Source organism: Lysobacter sp. Root690 (assembly GCF_001427785.1).
GTDB lineage: Bacteria > Pseudomonadota > Gammaproteobacteria > Xanthomonadales > Xanthomonadaceae > Lysobacter.
Window position 1 is genome coordinate 276,231 of sequence record NZ_LMHM01000017.1, and the last position, 16,147, is coordinate 292,377.

Sequence of the window (16,147 nt, forward strand, 5' to 3'; positions counted from 1 at the left end):
CCTCCCACAAAAGACTCAATGCCTCTGCGCCGACTTGTTGGGGCAACGGGTTACTGCCGACTTGGCAGGACGACGCCTGACTGGTTGCTGCCGATTCGTTTCGGCCGGGCTGAGCGCACGCGCACAGCCAGTGACCGTGGCGAAATCACCCGCACACCGCACACCAGCGAATCGACGGGGTCTTTTGTGGGAGGGGCTGCAGCCCCGACGCTGTGCGCTCAGATCGCCGCGATCTGGACACCCACGCGCCCCGACCACCGCGCATTTCCGACCCAAGCGGCTTGGCTATTGCCCCCATCTGCTCCAGGATCGACCCTCGCGCCGCCGCGCCGGAGAACCCGATGAACCCGCGATCCATCCTGCTTGCCTGGAGTCTGCTCATGACCTCGATCCTCGCCACGGCCGATGCCGCTCCGCGCACCGCCGAGGGATCGGCCGAACTGCTGGTCGGTTGCTACACCGGCGCGAGCTGCAAGGGCATCGGCCGTTATCGCTTCGATCAGGCGAGCGGACAGATCCAGGCGCAGCCGCTGGAAGTGATCGAAACCGACAATCCGTCCTGGGTGACGTTGTCGGCGGACGCACGCAGGCTGTTCGCGGTCAACGAGAACGGCCCGGCCTCGGCCGATCCGGTCGGACGCGCGAGCAGCTTCGCCCTGGCGCGCGGGCCGGCGTCGTCGCGTCGCCTGTCGCAGGCCAACAGCCTCGGCGACGATCCCGCGCACGCATCGGTCAGTCGCGACGGCCGCTACCTGTTCGTCGCCAATTACTCGGGCGCGCAATCGCCGGGCGGAACCTTGACGGTGTTGCCGATCGACCGCGAAGGCCGCTTGCACAGCGGCGTGCAGGTGCTGAGCCATCGCGCCAGCCAGGCCGATCGCGAGCGTCAGCTCGGGCCGCATGTGCACGCGGTCGTGCCCGCGCCCGACGGCCGCTACGTGCTGGCCGCCGACCTGGGCGCCGACAAGGTGTATGTGTACCGCTACGATCCGGCCCGCAGCGCCGAACGGCCGTTGCTCGCCGCGACGACCGCGTCGGTGGACCTGCCGCCGGGCAGCGGACCGCGTCATCTTCTGTTCGACGCCTCCGGGCGGCATGCGTATCTGACCCTGGAAATGACCGGTGAGTTGGTCGTGTTCGACTACGACGACGGCCGCTTGCAGCCGGTGCAGACCGTGGCGATGGACCCGGGCCGGCGCGACGGCAACGCCGCCGCGGCCCTGCACCTGTCGGGCGACGGTCGTTTTCTGTATGCGAGCAACCGCGGCGATGACAACCACATCGCGGTGTACGAGGTCGACGCCGCCAATGGAACGCTCACCGCCGTGCAGCGCCGCAGCACCGAAGGCCGAGGCCCGCGCGAATTCGCGCTGTCGCCCGATGGCCGGCACGTGGTGGTGGCTAATCAGCACAGCAATACGCTGGTGGTGATCGAGCGCGACCCGCGCAGCGGCCGATTGGGCGACACGGTGCAGACGATGACGGCGGTGTCGCCGTCAGATGTGAAGTTTGTGTCGGTGGAGTAAAGCGTCATCAGATCGTTTGAACCGCAACTGCAACCGCAACCCCCGAGCCCGTCATCCCCGCGAAGGCGGGGATCCAGAGACTTCAGCGTCATCTCTCAAGTTCGTCATTCCCGCGAACGCGGGCTCCGCTTTACTTCGGCGGAGCCGAAAATCCAGCGACTTTCTTCCCAAAGACTTCATGCGTTCTCGCACGAAAGTCCCTGGATTTTCGGCTCCGCCGAAGTAAAGCGGAGCCCGCCTTCGCGGGAATGACGAATCGAAGATGACTCTGAAGGTGCTGGACATTCGGCTCCTCCAAAGTAGAGGGAGCCGCTTCAAGTCGCCATCACGAAGTCTTAAACGCCATCCCACCAGAACGTCATTCCCGCGAAGGCGGGAATCCAGAAACTTCAGCGCAATCCTTCCGGGCCGTCATTCCCGCGAACGCGGGAATCTAGCGACTTTCTGCCCCAAGACTTCAAGCGTTCTCGCACGATAGTCCCTGGATTCCCGCCTTCGCGGGAATGACGACATGCAAGTGCGCAATGACGTGAGCGATACGCATCCAGCGCATTTCGATCCGTCCGACTAAATTTCACCCAACACCCAACACGCTATCCCACAACGCACCATCCCACCCATCCCCTTGAGCCCCCGCACCCATTGGCGTGCAATGCCCGCCTATCCCCCATCAGGAGTGCGGCATGGAACATCGTTTTCTGGGAGCGTCCGGTCTGCGCGTGCCGGTGTTGAGTTTCGGCACGGGCACCTTCGGCGGCGAAGGCGACTTCTTCAAGGCCTGGGGCCAGACCGACGTCGCCGGCGCGCGGCGCCTGCTCGATATCGCGCTGGAGGCCGGGGTCAATCTGTTCGACAGCGCCGACATCTATTCCAAGGGCGCGGCCGAATCCATCCTCGGCGAAGCGATCAAGGGCCGCCCGCGCGACAGCCTGCTGATCTCGACCAAGGCCACCTTCCGCTTCGGCGACGGCGAGAACGAAGTCGGCTCCTCGCGCCATCACCTGATCCGCTCGATCGACGCCTCGCTCAAGCGCTTGGGCACCGACTACATCGACCTGTTCCAGTTGCACGGCTTCGACGCACGAACGCCGATCGAGGAAACCCTGTCGACGCTCGACGATCTGGTCCGCGCCGGCAAGCTGCGTTACTTGGGCGTGTCGAATTTCTCCGGCTGGCATCTGATGAAATCGCTCGCGCTCGCCGAGCGCCACGGCTGGTCGCGCTATGTCGCCCATCAGGCGTACTACTCGCTGATCGGCCGCGACTACGAGTGGGAGCTGATGCCGCTCGGCCTGGATCAGGGCGTCGGCGCGGTGGTGTGGAGCCCGCTCGGGTGGGGCCGTCTGACCGGCAAGATCCGTCGCGGCCAACCGCTGCCGGACAACAGCCGCCTGCACGTCACCGCCGACATGGGCCCGCCGGTGCAGGACGAGTATGTGTACCGCGTGGTCGACGCGCTTGACGAGATCGCCGCGGAAACCGGTAAGACCGTGCCGCAGATCGCCTTGAACTGGCTGTTGCAGCGGCCGACGGTGGCGACCGTGGTGATCGGTGCGCGCAACGAGGAGCAGCTCAAGCAGAACCTCGGCGCGGTCGGCTGGAACCTGACGCCCGAGCAGGTCGCGAAGCTCGATGCGGCCAGCGCGACGGCGAGGGCGTATCCGTATTGGCACCAGGCCGCGTTCGGCGAGCGCAATCCTTCGCCTGTCTGATCGCGGAATGCTTGCTGCGGGAAGGTTCGCTGCGCGAGGGCTGCGTGGCGATCCGAGACGAGCGGGTCGGCGCTGAAGTCCCACCCACCCAAAACAGGCTTCGTCAGCTGCGCCGAGGGTGGTGGGAGCAGGGGGCGGGCCCGATGCGCTCCAGCGAGATCGGCGCGTGCGCGCAAGCGGCTTTGACGCCGTTACCCGCGCGCGTCGACACTGTGCGTCCTTCTGGATCAGGGATGACCCATGCCGCGCCGCCCACACGCGCTGTGTCGACACCACACCGGTTCGTCCGCACGCACGCGCATATGCACCTGACGATTCTCGAACACGACGACGAACTGATCGTCCGCCGCAACCCCTGGCTGGCCACGTTGGGGATCGTCGCGTTGAGTGCGCTGTTGATACTGAGCGCTCCCCTTCTGATCGGGCTGAACGAAGCCTATGGCGCCGGTACCTTCCTGCACCGCGTGCGCAGGCAGGGCGCACTCGATGTGCTGCTGATGCTGTCGATGTATTCGCTGGTATGCGCGTTGGGTGTCGCCATGCTGTTGCAGGCGCGACTGCGGCTGGAACTGCGGTTCGCGCTCCAGGCCGGTCGCTGCGAGTGCGTCGGCTGGGATGTGTTCGGCCGACGCCGGTTGCAGCGCAGCGTGACCTTCGCAACGCCGCGAGCGGTGCAGGTGCGTCATTGGAGCGGCAAGGGACCATTTCGCCGGACCGGCCTGACCCTGATCGATATGGACGGCCGCGAACACGCCATCACCGACGAGGAGTTCGCGTTGCCGCAGTGGACCGGCGAGACGCATCGTCTGCACGAACGTGTGCGACGTTACCTCGGGCTGGACGCGACGGTCGGCAGAACGCGGGCCGGCGCGTCGATCGCGGCGGCGCGCGCGGCCGCCGCCAAAGCCACGAAGACCGCCGCGGTCGCGCCAGAACCCACGCCGGAACCGACCCCAATCCGCGAAAAGAAAGTCCGCCGCAGCGAACGCATCCGTCGCGAGCGTGAGCGCGTTCGCGCCGAGCGCGAGCGCCGACGTGCCGGTGCTGCCAACGGTCATCACGACGACGATCGCGTTGCAACCCCGCCGCGGCCCCGGCCATCGCAACGCCCGCCCGCCGCGCCCGCGCGCGAACCGGAACCTCGCGAACCCGTCCGCGCTGCCGCCGCGCCGCCGAGCGTCGGAACGCGTATCGCCGGCGCTCTGTTTGGCGCGTTCTTCGGTTTGCTCGGCGTGAGCATCGCGCGCGATATGTTCGGCGCGCTGACCACCGGCGCGCTGTACATGGGCCGAACGCGCTTTGGGTCGTCCAGTACGCTTTTGCTGTTTTCCGACGCGCCTTTCTGGTTCTCGTTCGCGGTGTTATGCCGTGGCGTGCTCGTGCTGCTGTGCCTCGGCCTGGTCTGCGGCGGTCTCAAGATGATGTTCGTCGGTCCCGACGATAGGCGCGCGCGCCGACGCTGAATCCTCGCGCGCGCGGCCGACGCAAACGAAAACGCCCGGCCAGGCCGGGCGTTTGCGCAAGCATCGCGAGCAGCGCGATCCTCAGCCGGCATCCTTCATCGTGAAGGTGCCCGGCAGCGCGGTATTGCGTTGGTCGCCCCACATCATCATCGTGACGAAATCCTCGCAGCCGGCCTGGCCGCTGCGCGAGATCGCGGCGAACACGTCGTCGGGGGTCTTGGCGATCGCGATCTGCTCGGTCAGGTCGTTCGGGAACGGGGTGATGCGGCCGGCATCCAGGTCCTTCAGGCGTTCGCCGCCATGTTCGTCGCCGCCCAGGTTGCCCACGCTCTCGCGGGCGCGATCGCGCAGCGACATCAGGTCCTTGTCGGTGAACTCGAACTGCAGGTGCTGCTCGCCGTCGAACTTCTTGTTGAGTTCGCCCGGACGATAGGACGAGTTGAAGTACGAAGCCGCGACATCGCTGGTGTTGGACAGCACCAGGGTCCACTCGGTGGAATCCTTGACCGGCTTGCCATCGGCGCCGACCTGGAACTGCACCTCGGTGGTCTGGTCCGCGCCCTGGTAGCTGTTGGTCTGGTCGATGCTGCCGTCCTGCCAGACGTTGCGGGTGATGGTGAGCTGGCTGCTGTTGCCCACGCCGAGCGAGACCGGGCCGAGGTCGATGCCCAGGCGCGCGGCGTGTTCGGCATTGAAGACTTCGGTCGTGCCCGAGCGCTGCACGCCCGGCGGATTCCAGTCGGGAATCTTGCCGCCGCTCATGAAGGTCTGGTACGCCTGCTGGCCTTCCTCGGTCGACAGATCGATGCGCGCGGTCTGCAGCGAACGGTTCTCCATGCTGGTTTCCACGCTCAGGCCGATCGACGCGGTGCCGACCTTGCCCAGGCCGAACATGGTCGCGTTCTCGACCGTTTCCATCGGACCGGCGTAGACCTCGACCACCGAGCCTTCCATCTTGCGCACGCCGAAACCGGCGCCGTCGAGTTCGGTGTGGGTGCCGCCGATGCCGCCGTACATCTTGTAGTTGATGGCGAAGTCCGAACCGGTGAGGTTCTGCCCGCGCATCAGCACCGAGGTGCCTTCGGGCATCGCCTGCGGATCGAGCGGATTGGGCATCGCGCTCATGTCGCCGGCATCGAGCTTGGCGCCCTGCTGCGGGGTGACCGTGGCTTCGTAGCTCAGACGAGTGCCTTCGAACCCGACCAGATGGCCCGAGACCGGCAGGCCCTTGACCACGTTGCGCAGCAGCGGCGAGCTTTCGACCATCTGCTTGGTCTCGTCGGAGACCTGACGCAGCAGGGTGGCGGCCTTGTACAGGTGATTGAGCGGGGTCTTGCCCACGTCGAGGCCGGCTTCGCCGCGCACTTCCACCGAGGCCTTGAACTGCTGGGTCTCCTTGAAGTCCACGCCGGTCTGCACGTCCGACAATTCGACCTTGCCCTCGACCACCACGTCGGCGCCGACCCGGGCCGGGATGAACGACGGTGTGCTGACGCCGGCGACCGGCGCGGTGTAAGTGACCGCGGTTCCGGGATTGATTGCGTACGACAGCACGTCCTGCGGCAACGCGCCGAGCAGTTCGTAGCCCGAGGCGATCTGCTGCGGGGTCGGATTCTCCGGCAGCTTGACCCCAAGCGTATCGAGCGCGGTGCGCACGCTGTCGAGCTTGAGGTTGGACACCGCGCTCGGATCGGCCTGGGTGCTCTGATTGGTCAGATAGCTCGGCACCTGGGTCGGCTTGTCGGTCGCCTCGGTGACGATGCGCTGCAATTCCTTGACGTAGGGATTGCTGTTGAACGCGTTGCGCGACTCCTGGTACTCCATGTTCGCGGTGGCGCCGTTGAGGCCGCTGTTGCGGAAGTCCTCGAGCTTGGGCTCCATCCGGTCGAGCGCGGCCTGCGCGTCCTCGCGGCGCGCGGTGGTGAACTGCTCCACCCGCGGCTTGTAGATCGAATCGAACACCGGGCCGGGCATGCCGTTCAGATCGTCGCTCTTCGGCAGCGGCTGGGCGTTGATCGAGGCGACCGCGTCCTGCGGGGTCTGCGCATCGGCCGGCTTGGCCGGCGGTGGAGCCGGCGGCGGCGTGGGGTCGGCGGCAGGTTCGGCCTGCACCTGCGGCGGCTTGGCGGCCGCATCGCGGATCGCCTGCTGATCCTCCGGCGGGAGGTTCTTGTAGACCTGCCAGCTGACGCCACCGATTCCGCTCATCTCGTTTCTTCCTCAAGTCGTCGTTTTCGCACGCGCGGTGCGATGTAAGCGCTAGACGATAAGCAAGCCGGGGCCGCCGGGGAACTGGGGCGAACCCGAGTATGAACAGGGTGAACGCGACGATTTTGGCGCAGCGCACCACGCCCACAGGGCCGCGGCGGGCGGTTTGGGTGTCGGTATTGGCCGTGTGGCGCAATCGTGAAGTGATCGCAGTCGCGGATCGGAAATCGCCCTACAAAAACCGGACCTGACAGCACTTGCCGGTCGGACAAATGCAGTACAAGAGCCCCGCGGGAATTATTAATTCTTATGGGGAGATTTGATATGAACGAATATTCCATTGCACGCCGCGGGGTAGGCACCGGCGTGCGTTCGCTGTCGTGGTCGCTGGCCGTCGCCCTGCTGGCGCTCGCCACGCCATGGGCCGCGCAGGCGCAAACTCAGGCCGCGCCCGAAGACCGCGCCCTGGCCCAGCGTCTGCAGATCGAGGAGTCGCTGCAACGCGTCGACCGCGCGCTGTACGCGGACTACTTCCGCCAGGCCTATGCGCGCTACCCGTCGATCCCGGCCGGCACGCTGGAATCGGTCGCCTACGTGATGAGCCGCTGGCAGCAACTGCAACCCGGTTCGGCCGCGGGCTACGGCGAGCAGCACCAGCACATGCCGCGCTCGTACGGCGTCATGGGTCTGTACCACGGCGAAGGCTTCGCCGATCAAGTCAGCGAAGGCGCGCGTCTGATCGGCGTGCCGGCCGCGCGCGTGCAGCGCGATCCGCTCAGCAACATCCTCGCCTCGGCGGCGCTGCTCGATCGCGAACTGCGCGCCGACGGGATCGGCGCCAAATCCGCGGTCGAAGCCACGCGTCCGGCGCTGGAGCGTTACGCCGGTTTCGCCGGCAACTCGGGCAAGAGCGCGATCCAGGATCACGCCCGCTCCAGCTTCGCCTTCGACGTGCTGTTGGCGCAGGACAAGGGCGTCAACGACCGCGGCATCGTCGTGCCGATGCGCGCGGTCGCGTGGGAACGCGCCTTCGACGCGCGCAAGCTGGTGCAACTGCGCGCGCCGTTCGTGCGCCTGGACGTGAGCCGCGATCGGGTCGAGGCCGGTACGCTGAAGGACGACGGCGCGTTCGCGATCGATCCGCTCAGCGAAACCCTGCGCGCGCCGTCGCTAAGCGCGGCCGACGAAAAGAGCACCGACTACGGCCCGGCGCTGTGGGTGGCTTCGCCTTACCACTCCACGCGCACGTCCTACGACTCGGTCACCATCCACACGATGCAGGGCTATTACGCCGGCAGCATCTCGTGGTTCCAGAACAACCCCAACAGCGTCAGCGCGCATTACCTGATCCGCAGCTCCGACGGCCAGATCACCCAGATGGTGCGCGAGAACCGCGCGGCCCATCACGTCGGCGTGCATAACAAGACCACGCTCGGCATCGAACACGAAGGCTTCGTCAACAACGCCAGCTGGTACACCGCGGCGATGTACAACGCCTCGGCGGCGTTGACCCGGCATTTCTGCGCGACCTACAGCGCGATCAGCTGCGCGAGCGCGTTCAAGGGCCCGGCCGGCAGCGGCATCAACGTGTTGCCGGCCAGCGTCAAGGTCAAGGGCCACCAGCACTACAGCAGCCAGACCCACACCGATCCGGGCATCAACTGGGACTGGGCGCGTTACTACAACCTGCTCAATCCGGGCAATCCGCCCGGCGGCGGCAGCGTGATCGACAGTTTCGAAAGCACGGTCGGGCATTTCGATACCAGCCCAGCGTATTCGGGCGGCACCACCGGCATCGCCGCGACCTCGTTGAGCGAACGCAATTGCACCACGCGCAAGAACGGCGAGTGCTCGCTGCGGTTGTTGTTGAAAGACGATGCCGCCAGCGCCGATGGCTGGGCGGTGCGGCTGTTGTCGGGCAGCGGCAATCCGGGCAGCAACGCGGCCCTGACCCGCGCCAACGGCAAGGTCGGTTTCTGGGTGTTCACCGGCGCGACCGGCATGAGCGCGGCGATCGGCGTCGACGACAGCGACGGTACCGAACGTTCGCTCAGCCGCGCGATTCCGGCCAATGCCTGGACCTATCTGGAGTGGAGTCTGACCGACGATGCGCAGTGGGATGCGTGGGTCGGCGGCGCCAACGGCGCAATCACCGCCGCATCGGTGAAGCTCGATGCGGTGTGGTTCTACCGCGATCAGACCTCGTTCGACGTCAACGTGTACGTCGACGACGTGCAGGTGAAGAACTGAGGTCGAGGCGCGCGGTCCGCCGGTGGCGGGTCGCGCGCTGTCCGGATCATAACGAGGGCGGGTGGATGCGCGGTCGTGGCACGGCCGCGCGGGAATCGGGGAAGCGTCGTGATACGCGACATCGGCATTGCGAATGCGATGCCGTTCGTGGGCGCTCGATTCAACGCACGCACGACTTCGCGATCGCCGGGTGACTTCGGTCGCGCTTCGCGCGATCCGAATCGCGGCATGCCCGGGCACCGCCACCACTGCAACATCGCAAGCCGATCATGCGCGACGCGCCGAGCGACCAGCGCCGACCGGCCTCCAGGGGAACGCCGATGCACGACTCCAACCCATCGCCGTCGTCGCAGGATCCGGGCAGCGATCGGCCGCAGCGCGCGCGGCGCATGCCGACCTGGCTGGCTATCCTCGCTCTATTGATCGCCGGCGCGGTATTCGCGCAGTGGCTGCGCGCCGCGGCCGCGCCCGCGACGATCGCCGCCGCCAGTCCGGCCGATGCCGCGCGCGCCGCGCCGGTGAACCAGCGCAGCCTGGACATTCGCGTGCGCGACGCGGTCAGCGGCCGCGCATTGGACTCCAATCTGCTCGTGCACCCGCGCGGCGACACCGCGCGGGTGCACGACCTGCGCGTGACCGGTACGGGCGGCCGCGTCGCGACCCTCGCCGCGGGCGAGTACGAACTGGTCGTGAGCGCAAGCGGGCATGCCGACCTGAGTACGCGCGTGAGCATCGATGCCGCGCAGCCGTTGCCGCTGACGCTGTGGCTACCGCCGTCGCAGCCGTCCGACGCGCTCGATCTGCTTGCGCTCAAAGCCGCATCCTGCGCGCGCTGCGCGGTGTTCAGCGGCCATGTCTACGATCAAGTCAGTGGGCGACCGCTCAACGGCGCACAGGTAAGCAGCAGCCAGGGCACGCGCACCAAGACCGACGATCAAGGCTATTTCGAACTGCCGGCCACCTTGCCGGCCGCGCTCAATCGCGACAGCGAGGCATTGCCGGCGACGATCGAACTCAGCATCGCCGCGGCCAATCACCGCACTACGCGTCTGCTCGGTCTGCCCCTGCTCAACGACAGCCGCCATCTGATCGTCGATCTGATCCCCGGCGCCGGCAGTGCAAGTGAAGACCGCAGTCATGTGCAGGCCCAGGCACGTCAGCGCCAGGATCAACAACGGCCCGTATCGCCCGCCGACGCGGCGCGCAACGCGGCCGACGCCGAACGCAACGACGCCGATGCAGCGCTCGATCCGCGTCGACCGGCCTCGGTCGCGATCGCGAAGCAACTCGCCGCGCAAGCCGCGACGGTGCCAGTGCCGTCCAGCATCCGCGTCGGCACCAACTGCTCCGGCCGCTCGTGCAGCGCGGTCTCGGTATATGCGTTCGAAGACTATGTCGGCCGCGGCCTCGACGAGGAATGGATCCCGTCGTGGGATCCCGATTCGCTCGCCGCCGGCGCGGTCGCCTACCGCAGCTACGCCGCGTACTACGTCGCCCATCCGGTCAACAGCCGCTACGACATCTGCAGCAGCACCTCGTGCCAGGCGTTCAACGCCGACAGCGTGGCGGCGACGGTCGCCGCGGCCGCGGCTACCCGCGGCGTGTTGCTCACCCGCGACGGCCAGACCGCGGCGTTCAGCGAATATTCCTCGGAAAACAACGCCTGGGACGATCCAGGCGACGGCCTGTCCTGCGTCAACAACGACCTGAGCTGCGGCAACGGCCGCAACGGTTCGCCGCGCAACAACTGGCCGTGCATCGCCGACGAGGTCGGGCGCGGGCGCGGCTGTTTCGGTCACGGCCGCGGCATGAGCCAATGGGGCAGCCAGCGCTGGGCCGCCAACAACGGCCGCGACTGGAAGTGGATCGCCAACCATTACTTCAATAACAACAACAGTCCGGCCGGTCTGCGCAACGCCTTTCTCGCCAACGACGGCGGCGGCGCGCCCGGCGGCGATGCGATCGTGTTCGATGCCTTCGAAAGCGGCGTCGGCCGTTTCAACAGCGCGCCGACCCTGTCGGGCAGCACCACCGGCATCTCGACCGCCTCGCTCGCCCAGCAGGACTGCACTACGCGCAAGAACGGCAGCTGTTCGCTGCGGGTGTTGCTCAAGGACGATCCGGCGGTCGCGACCGCCTGGGCGGTGCGCCTGCTGTCCGGCGGCGGCACCCCAGCCAACAATCTGGAATTGATCCGCGCCGGTGGCAAGGTCGGTTTCTGGATCTACACCGGCGGCAGCGGCCTGAGCGCGTCGCTCAGCATCGACGACAGCGACGGCACCGAACGCGCGATCGCGCGGACCATCCCGACCGGCCAATGGACCTACCTGGAATGGGCGCTGGACGATCCGGCGCAGTGGAGCGCCTGGGCCGGCGCGAGCAACGGCCAGATCGACGCCGCCGGCGTTCGCCTCGATGCGGTGTGGCTGCTGCGCGAGCAGACCAGCTTCGACGTCAATGTCTACCTCGACGATGTACAGATCGCGCACTGAGTTGTTGTGTCGTCCCTACCGTCGCGCCGTCGGCAACGGCGCGGCCTCATCCGGAGTGATCCCGCCATGAATCCACGCAATCGCACCGCCGGCGCTGTCGCGCTGTTCGCTTTCGCCGCCTTGTTCGGCACCGCCGCGCAGGCCGCGCCGACCTTCCAGATGCCGTTTCCCTGCGGCCAGGTCTGGTCCGGCCAGACCCGCACCAACCACAGCCCGCAGAACTCGGTCGACTTCAACCGCGCCAACGACGAAGGCGACACCGTGGTCGCGGCCGCGGCCGGCACGGTCAGCGTGGTTCGCAATCTGGGCAGCACCAGTTACGGCAAGTACGTGGTGATCGATCACGGTGGCGGCTGGACCAGCCTGTACGCGCATCTGAATTCGTACTCGGTCTCGGTCGGGCAGAGCGTGGCGATCGGCAAGTCGATCGGTACGGTCGGCACCACCGGCGGTTCGACCGGCCCGCACCTGCATTTCGAAGAACGCCTCAACGGCACCGCGCAGAAGATCAAGTTCAACGGCGCGCAGATCACCTACTTCGGCACGGCCAATTACACCAGCCGCAATTCCTGCGGCGGCGGTGGCGGCGCGAGCGGAACGGTCAACACCAACGGCACGCCGCTCAACGTGCGCTCCGGCCCGGGCACCTCGTACTCGATCGTCGGCAGCCTCGGCGACGGCGCGGGCGTGACGATTCAGTGCCAGACCACCGGCACCTCGGTGACCGGCACCTACGGCACCAGCAACCTGTGGAACCGGATCGGCAGCGGCCGCTTCATTCCCGATGCGTATACGTTCACCGGTTCGGACGGACGGGTCGCGCCGGATTGCTGAGTGACACGACGCAGTTCGATCTCATCCCTCTCCGGTGCGCCGGAGAGGGGATGTTCTGCCGCCGCGCGCCGCCGCATCAGCGGCATTGCGCCGGCCTTTCATTCGTGACGCGCGAGGCGACAGGTATGCTTGAACCGCTTCCCTTGCCGTCGAACCGATGAACTTCAAGCACGCGCTGTCGATCGCCGTTGTTTCGGCCGTGGCCGGCGCCTTCGCCGGCGGCGCCTATGTCGCGCATCGCGCGCCGACGGTGCGGGCGGCGAGCGCGACGAAACCGCCCGCGGCCGACAGCGACGCGAACGCGCATCGCGCAAACGGCGCGCAGCCGCATTCGCCCTATCCCGATTACCTGTCGCTGGGCGGCGCCGCGCCGGTCAGCTTCGAATCGCTGCGCCAGCGCGCCAGTCGGGATCCGGCCTTCCTGCAAAGCCTGTTGCAGCGGTTCCGCAACGAAACCGATCCGGCCGCGCGCGGCGAACTGCTGTCGCTGCTCAACGCCGTGTCCGGTGAGGACGTGCTGCGCTTCGCTTTGTCGCTGAGCGCCAGCACCCGCGCGCAGGACGAACGCGACGGCCTGGCCTTGCTGAGCGCGTACTCGATGGACCGCGCCGAAGTGCGCCAGACCCTGTTGGCCAAGCTTGGGCAGGGCGGCGATCCGCAGCATCGGTCCGAACTGGTGGCGATGCTGACCCCGGCGACCCTGCCGAGCGAAGACGCCGCGCCGGTGGTGGCGCAGCTGGCCGCGCTCGCGCGCGACCCCGACCCGACGCTGCGCGCGCAGGCGGTGCTGCAACTGGCGCAGTGGGACGACAGCGAGCAGACCGAGGACCTGCTGCATCGCGCGATCCTCGACCCGTCCGCGCCGGTGCGGGCCAGCGCGATCGCCGGCGTGCAGGGTTCGCGCCTGCGCAGCGACCGGCTCAAGGAAGCGCTGCTCGACATCGCCGCCGACCCGGCCAGCAGCGCCGCCGACCGCGGCGCGGCGACCTTCGCCCTGCAGGACTTCCGCCTCAACCGCGCCGAGTACGCCATCTGGCGCCGCGCCCAGGCCCAGGCCGACGCCGACAGCGGCGAAGGCGGTTGAGCCGGGCGAACCGCCCGCCCGGGCACCCGGCCCGGGACGCCGAGCAGCGCAGTTCGCGCTGGAACGACCGGTTCGGCGCGGATTTGTCCCAAAACACCCGATCCGGCCATTGTGAATGCTGTTCAGGCACACCCAATCGCCCGCGCCGCGACGGCTTTGCCGAAATCGGTTTTTTGGCCTGCCGCCGCTGAATTAAAGCCATCAAAATCAATCGGCTAGGCTTGCGATCGGCCTTCGGAAGGGGGCGAAAACAGGGCTGCGTCTTAAAGATGGATGTGCCAAACCGTGCGCCAGTTGTCGATTCGGCTGAACATCATTGGCCCTTGCCAATTGATTTTCGGGTCAGACGCTACTACGGTGTGCGAGCTGAGTTAGTCAAGGGTCACCGTAGGCCGTGACCCGATGCCGTAGATCGTCGATTCACAGATCCACTCCATCGTTCCACCTCGCTTCCTCCTTGCTACCAGCCCCAACGCCGTGAAAACGGCATTCCAACACCATGTTTCAAGGAGTTAGCAATATGTCGGACGCTCGCGAAGTCGGTACTGTCAAGTGGTTCAACGATGCCAAGGGCTTTGGCTTCATCTCCCGCGAGAGCGGCGATGACGTGTTCGTGCATTTCCGCGCGATCCAGGGCCAGGGCTTCAAGAGCCTGCAGGAAGGCCAGAAGGTCTCCTTCGTCGTGACTCAGGGCCAGAAGGGCCTTCAGGCCGACCAGGTCCAGGCCATCTGAACCTGACGGTTCTGTGATGACCTCGCGACTCGCGGCGCAAGCCGCGGATCGCTAGAAAAGCCCGGCGCAAGCCGGGCTTTTTCGTTTCCGGTCGCGGCCGCGCCGCCCGCGCAATTCGCCGCTCGCGGTTTGCTCGATCGCGGCGATTGCGCCGCCCGGCTTTTCAAGCCGCGCCCCAGGTCGCACCATGCGCGCACTCCCCTTGCGATGCCGCCGCCATGACCTCACCCGACAACGAATCCGATTACGAAGACGACGGCTTCGACTTCACCGGTGACGAAAACGAGGAGCTCAGCCAGGAGGCTTTGATCTGGCAGCTGTTGCTGCTGATCAATCCCGGCGACGAGGAGACCGCGCTGCAGCAGTTCGCGCGTTACCGCGAAGCGCGCGAAGGCGAGGCGGACGACGATTTCGGCGAGATCGACACGCTTCAGGACGTGATCGACTGGACCTCGGGTTTCCACGTGGACTGGAAGGACACCGAATCCTTCGTCGATTCGATCGCGGAGCTGGCCGCGCGCTTCAACCTGCAGGTGGACTGGGGCGTGGAAGACCCCACCGACGACGAATTCCTCGACGGCACCGACGTGCCCGAGCTGATGGCGCGCGCGCACGATCGCCTGCGCGAGTACGGCTACACCTTGTGGAACCGCTCGACCGGCGGCGACTCCTACGCCGGCTGGATCACCCTGCGCCGCGACGACGAGAACATGCAGGCGGTGGCGGTGGGGCTGGGGATCGATGTGCGGCCGGGCAGCGACGCTTACTGAGGTGGGCAGGCGTGGCTCGCGCATGGGCGCGAGTCACGCCACATCGATTGACTCGCGCCGCGAGTTTCGCTGACCGGAGTGGCTCAATGCCGGCAGAACGCCGCCACCCGCGGATGCCGTTGCTCGAACGTCCCCAGCTTGCCGAACAAGCCGTCGACATAGCCCACCGCGATCGCCACCACCTTGCGCAGCTTGTGCTCTTCGCACACCAGCACGCAGGCCACCTGGTGCAAGGTCAGCAATTCGATCAGCCAATGGATCGACCAGCGATCCGAATTCGAACGCAATGCATGCACCGCGTTGCGCGAGGCGTAGTAGCGCCGCCATGCGACATGGTTGCTGGTCGAGAAAATCCCGCGTTTGACGAACTGGCCGACCTGCTGACGCAGCTCGACCGCGGTGTTGATGTAGACCGGCACGTCGTTGCGGGTCGCGCGCAGGCCGTACTCGATGTCGACGTACTCGATGAAGTAGTCCTCGCGGAACGCACCGATCTTGCGGTACGCGGCCGCCGAGATCGCCGAGCCCGAGGAAATCACGAACAAGGTCGGCACCAGGCCTTCGGGGTGATCCTCGATGCGTTCGGGCTTGGGCATGCGCGCCTGCGGCGAAAACACCGGCAGGTAGCGGCCGAGGTTCACCTCGAACACTTTCGGCCCGACGATGAAGGTATCGCTGCCGACGTTGGCGCAGGCCTGCATCATGCCGTCGAAGAAGTCCGCGCCGAGTTGCGAATCCTGATCGAGCAGGAACAGCACCTCGCAACCGCGCGCGAGCAGGCACTGCGCGCCCTGGTTGTAGGCGCCGGAAATGCCGCCGTGGTTGGCGTTGTGGATCACCTCGATCCCGGCCGCGCGAAGTCGCGCATGCAATCCGGTGTCGGCCTCGGGCGAGTTGTCGACCGCGACCACGTGCCGGCAGATCGCGCGGGTATCGTCGAGATGGATCAGGTGCGATGCGTTAGGCTGCCACAGCACGAAGATCACGCCAAAAGCATCGGGGTCAATGGAAGTCCCAGCATAAGTGAAGCGTCCAACGGAGAGCTCCGGCCCACCCGCGGCACGGTCCGAAGCCA

Annotated in this window: 11 protein-coding genes; 9 read left to right on the plus strand and 2 right to left on the minus strand. The window is 66.9% G+C overall.

All coding sequences use genetic code 11. From position 1 onward, the window contains the following. Nucleotides 1–341 precede the first annotated feature (341 nt). From ASD86_RS21815 to ASD86_RS21825, 3 genes are all read left to right on the plus strand, one after another. A complete protein-coding gene (locus ASD86_RS21815) occupies nt 342–1,526 on the plus strand; it encodes a lactonase family protein (RefSeq protein WP_056115781.1) in 1,185 nt (394 codons plus the stop codon). Nucleotides 1,527–2,209: 683 nt separating this feature from the next. Continuing rightward, on the plus strand, nt 2,210–3,238 hold the full coding sequence (locus ASD86_RS21820; protein ID WP_056115783.1) for an aldo/keto reductase: 1,029 nt from the start codon (nt 2,210–2,212) through the stop codon (nt 3,236–3,238). A gap of 233 nt (nt 3,239–3,471) precedes the next feature. Continuing rightward, the gene (locus ASD86_RS21825; protein WP_157477005.1) at nt 3,472–4,701 is read left to right on the plus strand and encodes a hypothetical protein; all 1,230 of its coding nucleotides are present in this window, start codon (nt 3,472–3,474) and stop codon (nt 4,699–4,701) included. Between the two features lie 81 nt (nt 4,702–4,782). On the opposite strand, the gene ASD86_RS21830 is transcribed toward ASD86_RS21825, so the two are convergent. Continuing rightward, complete coding sequence (locus tag ASD86_RS21830) at nt 4,783–6,909, minus strand: hypothetical protein (protein ID WP_056115789.1); 2,127 nt, start codon at nt 6,907–6,909, stop codon at nt 4,783–4,785. Between the two features lie 324 nt (nt 6,910–7,233). Between ASD86_RS21830 and ASD86_RS21835 the strand changes: the two genes are divergently transcribed. The 6 genes from ASD86_RS21835 (at nt 7,234) to ASD86_RS21860 (ending at nt 15,072) form a co-directional block, all read left to right on the plus strand. After that, nucleotides 7,234–9,159 (plus strand): peptidoglycan recognition family protein, encoded by a 1,926-nt coding sequence (locus ASD86_RS21835; RefSeq protein ID WP_056115792.1) that lies wholly within the window; start codon nt 7,234–7,236, stop codon nt 9,157–9,159. Between the two features lie 320 nt (nt 9,160–9,479). After that, the gene (locus tag ASD86_RS21840; protein ID WP_056115795.1) at nt 9,480–11,651 is read left to right on the plus strand and encodes a SpoIID/LytB domain-containing protein; all 2,172 of its coding nucleotides are present in this window, start codon (nt 9,480–9,482) and stop codon (nt 11,649–11,651) included. A gap of 66 nt (nt 11,652–11,717) precedes the next feature. Next, on the plus strand, nt 11,718–12,485 hold the full coding sequence (locus ASD86_RS21845; protein ID WP_056115797.1) for a M23 family metallopeptidase: 768 nt from the start codon (nt 11,718–11,720) through the stop codon (nt 12,483–12,485). Between the two features lie 157 nt (nt 12,486–12,642). Continuing rightward, on the plus strand, nt 12,643–13,569 hold the full coding sequence (locus tag ASD86_RS21850; protein ID WP_056115800.1) for a HEAT repeat domain-containing protein: 927 nt from the start codon (nt 12,643–12,645) through the stop codon (nt 13,567–13,569). A 520-nt stretch (nt 13,570–14,089) separates the two neighbouring features. After that, on the plus strand, nt 14,090–14,302 hold the full coding sequence (locus ASD86_RS21855) for a cold-shock protein (RefSeq protein ID WP_036102375.1): 213 nt from the start codon (nt 14,090–14,092) through the stop codon (nt 14,300–14,302). 218 nt (nt 14,303–14,520) lie between these two features. Next, nucleotides 14,521–15,072: a hypothetical protein gene (locus tag ASD86_RS21860; protein ID WP_056115803.1), complete on the plus strand. Its 552-nt coding sequence runs from the start codon at nt 14,521–14,523 to the stop codon at nt 15,070–15,072. A gap of 83 nt (nt 15,073–15,155) precedes the next feature. On the opposite strand, the gene ASD86_RS21865 is transcribed toward ASD86_RS21860, so the two are convergent. After that, nucleotides 15,156–16,058: a glycosyltransferase gene (locus ASD86_RS21865; RefSeq protein ID WP_056115805.1), complete on the minus strand. Its 903-nt coding sequence runs from the start codon at nt 16,056–16,058 to the stop codon at nt 15,156–15,158. Nucleotides 16,059–16,147: the final 89 nt, after the last annotated feature.

What these genes read in the sequence shown, in the direction of transcription:
- ASD86_RS21850 (WP_056115800.1), top strand. Translation starts at nt 12,643, where the DNA reads ATGAACTTCAAGCACGCGCTGTCGATCGCCGTTGTTTCGGCCGTGGCC.
- ASD86_RS21820 (WP_056115783.1), top strand. Translation starts at nt 2,210, where the DNA reads ATGGAACATCGTTTTCTGGGAGCGTCCGGTCTGCGCGTGCCGGTGTTG.
- ASD86_RS21825 (WP_157477005.1), top strand. Translation starts at nt 3,472, where the DNA reads ATGACCCATGCCGCGCCGCCCACACGCGCTGTGTCGACACCACACCGG.
- ASD86_RS21845 (WP_056115797.1), top strand. Translation starts at nt 11,718, where the DNA reads ATGAATCCACGCAATCGCACCGCCGGCGCTGTCGCGCTGTTCGCTTTC.
- ASD86_RS21860 (WP_056115803.1), top strand. Translation starts at nt 14,521, where the DNA reads ATGACCTCACCCGACAACGAATCCGATTACGAAGACGACGGCTTCGAC.
- ASD86_RS21830 (WP_056115789.1), bottom strand. Translation starts at nt 6,909, where the DNA reads ATGAGCGGAATCGGTGGCGTCAGCTGGCAGGTCTACAAGAACCTCCCG.
- ASD86_RS21840 (WP_056115795.1), top strand. Translation starts at nt 9,480, where the DNA reads ATGCACGACTCCAACCCATCGCCGTCGTCGCAGGATCCGGGCAGCGAT.
- ASD86_RS21835 (WP_056115792.1), top strand. Translation starts at nt 7,234, where the DNA reads ATGAACGAATATTCCATTGCACGCCGCGGGGTAGGCACCGGCGTGCGT.
- ASD86_RS21855 (WP_036102375.1), top strand. Translation starts at nt 14,090, where the DNA reads ATGTCGGACGCTCGCGAAGTCGGTACTGTCAAGTGGTTCAACGATGCC.
- ASD86_RS21815 (WP_056115781.1), top strand. Translation starts at nt 342, where the DNA reads ATGAACCCGCGATCCATCCTGCTTGCCTGGAGTCTGCTCATGACCTCG.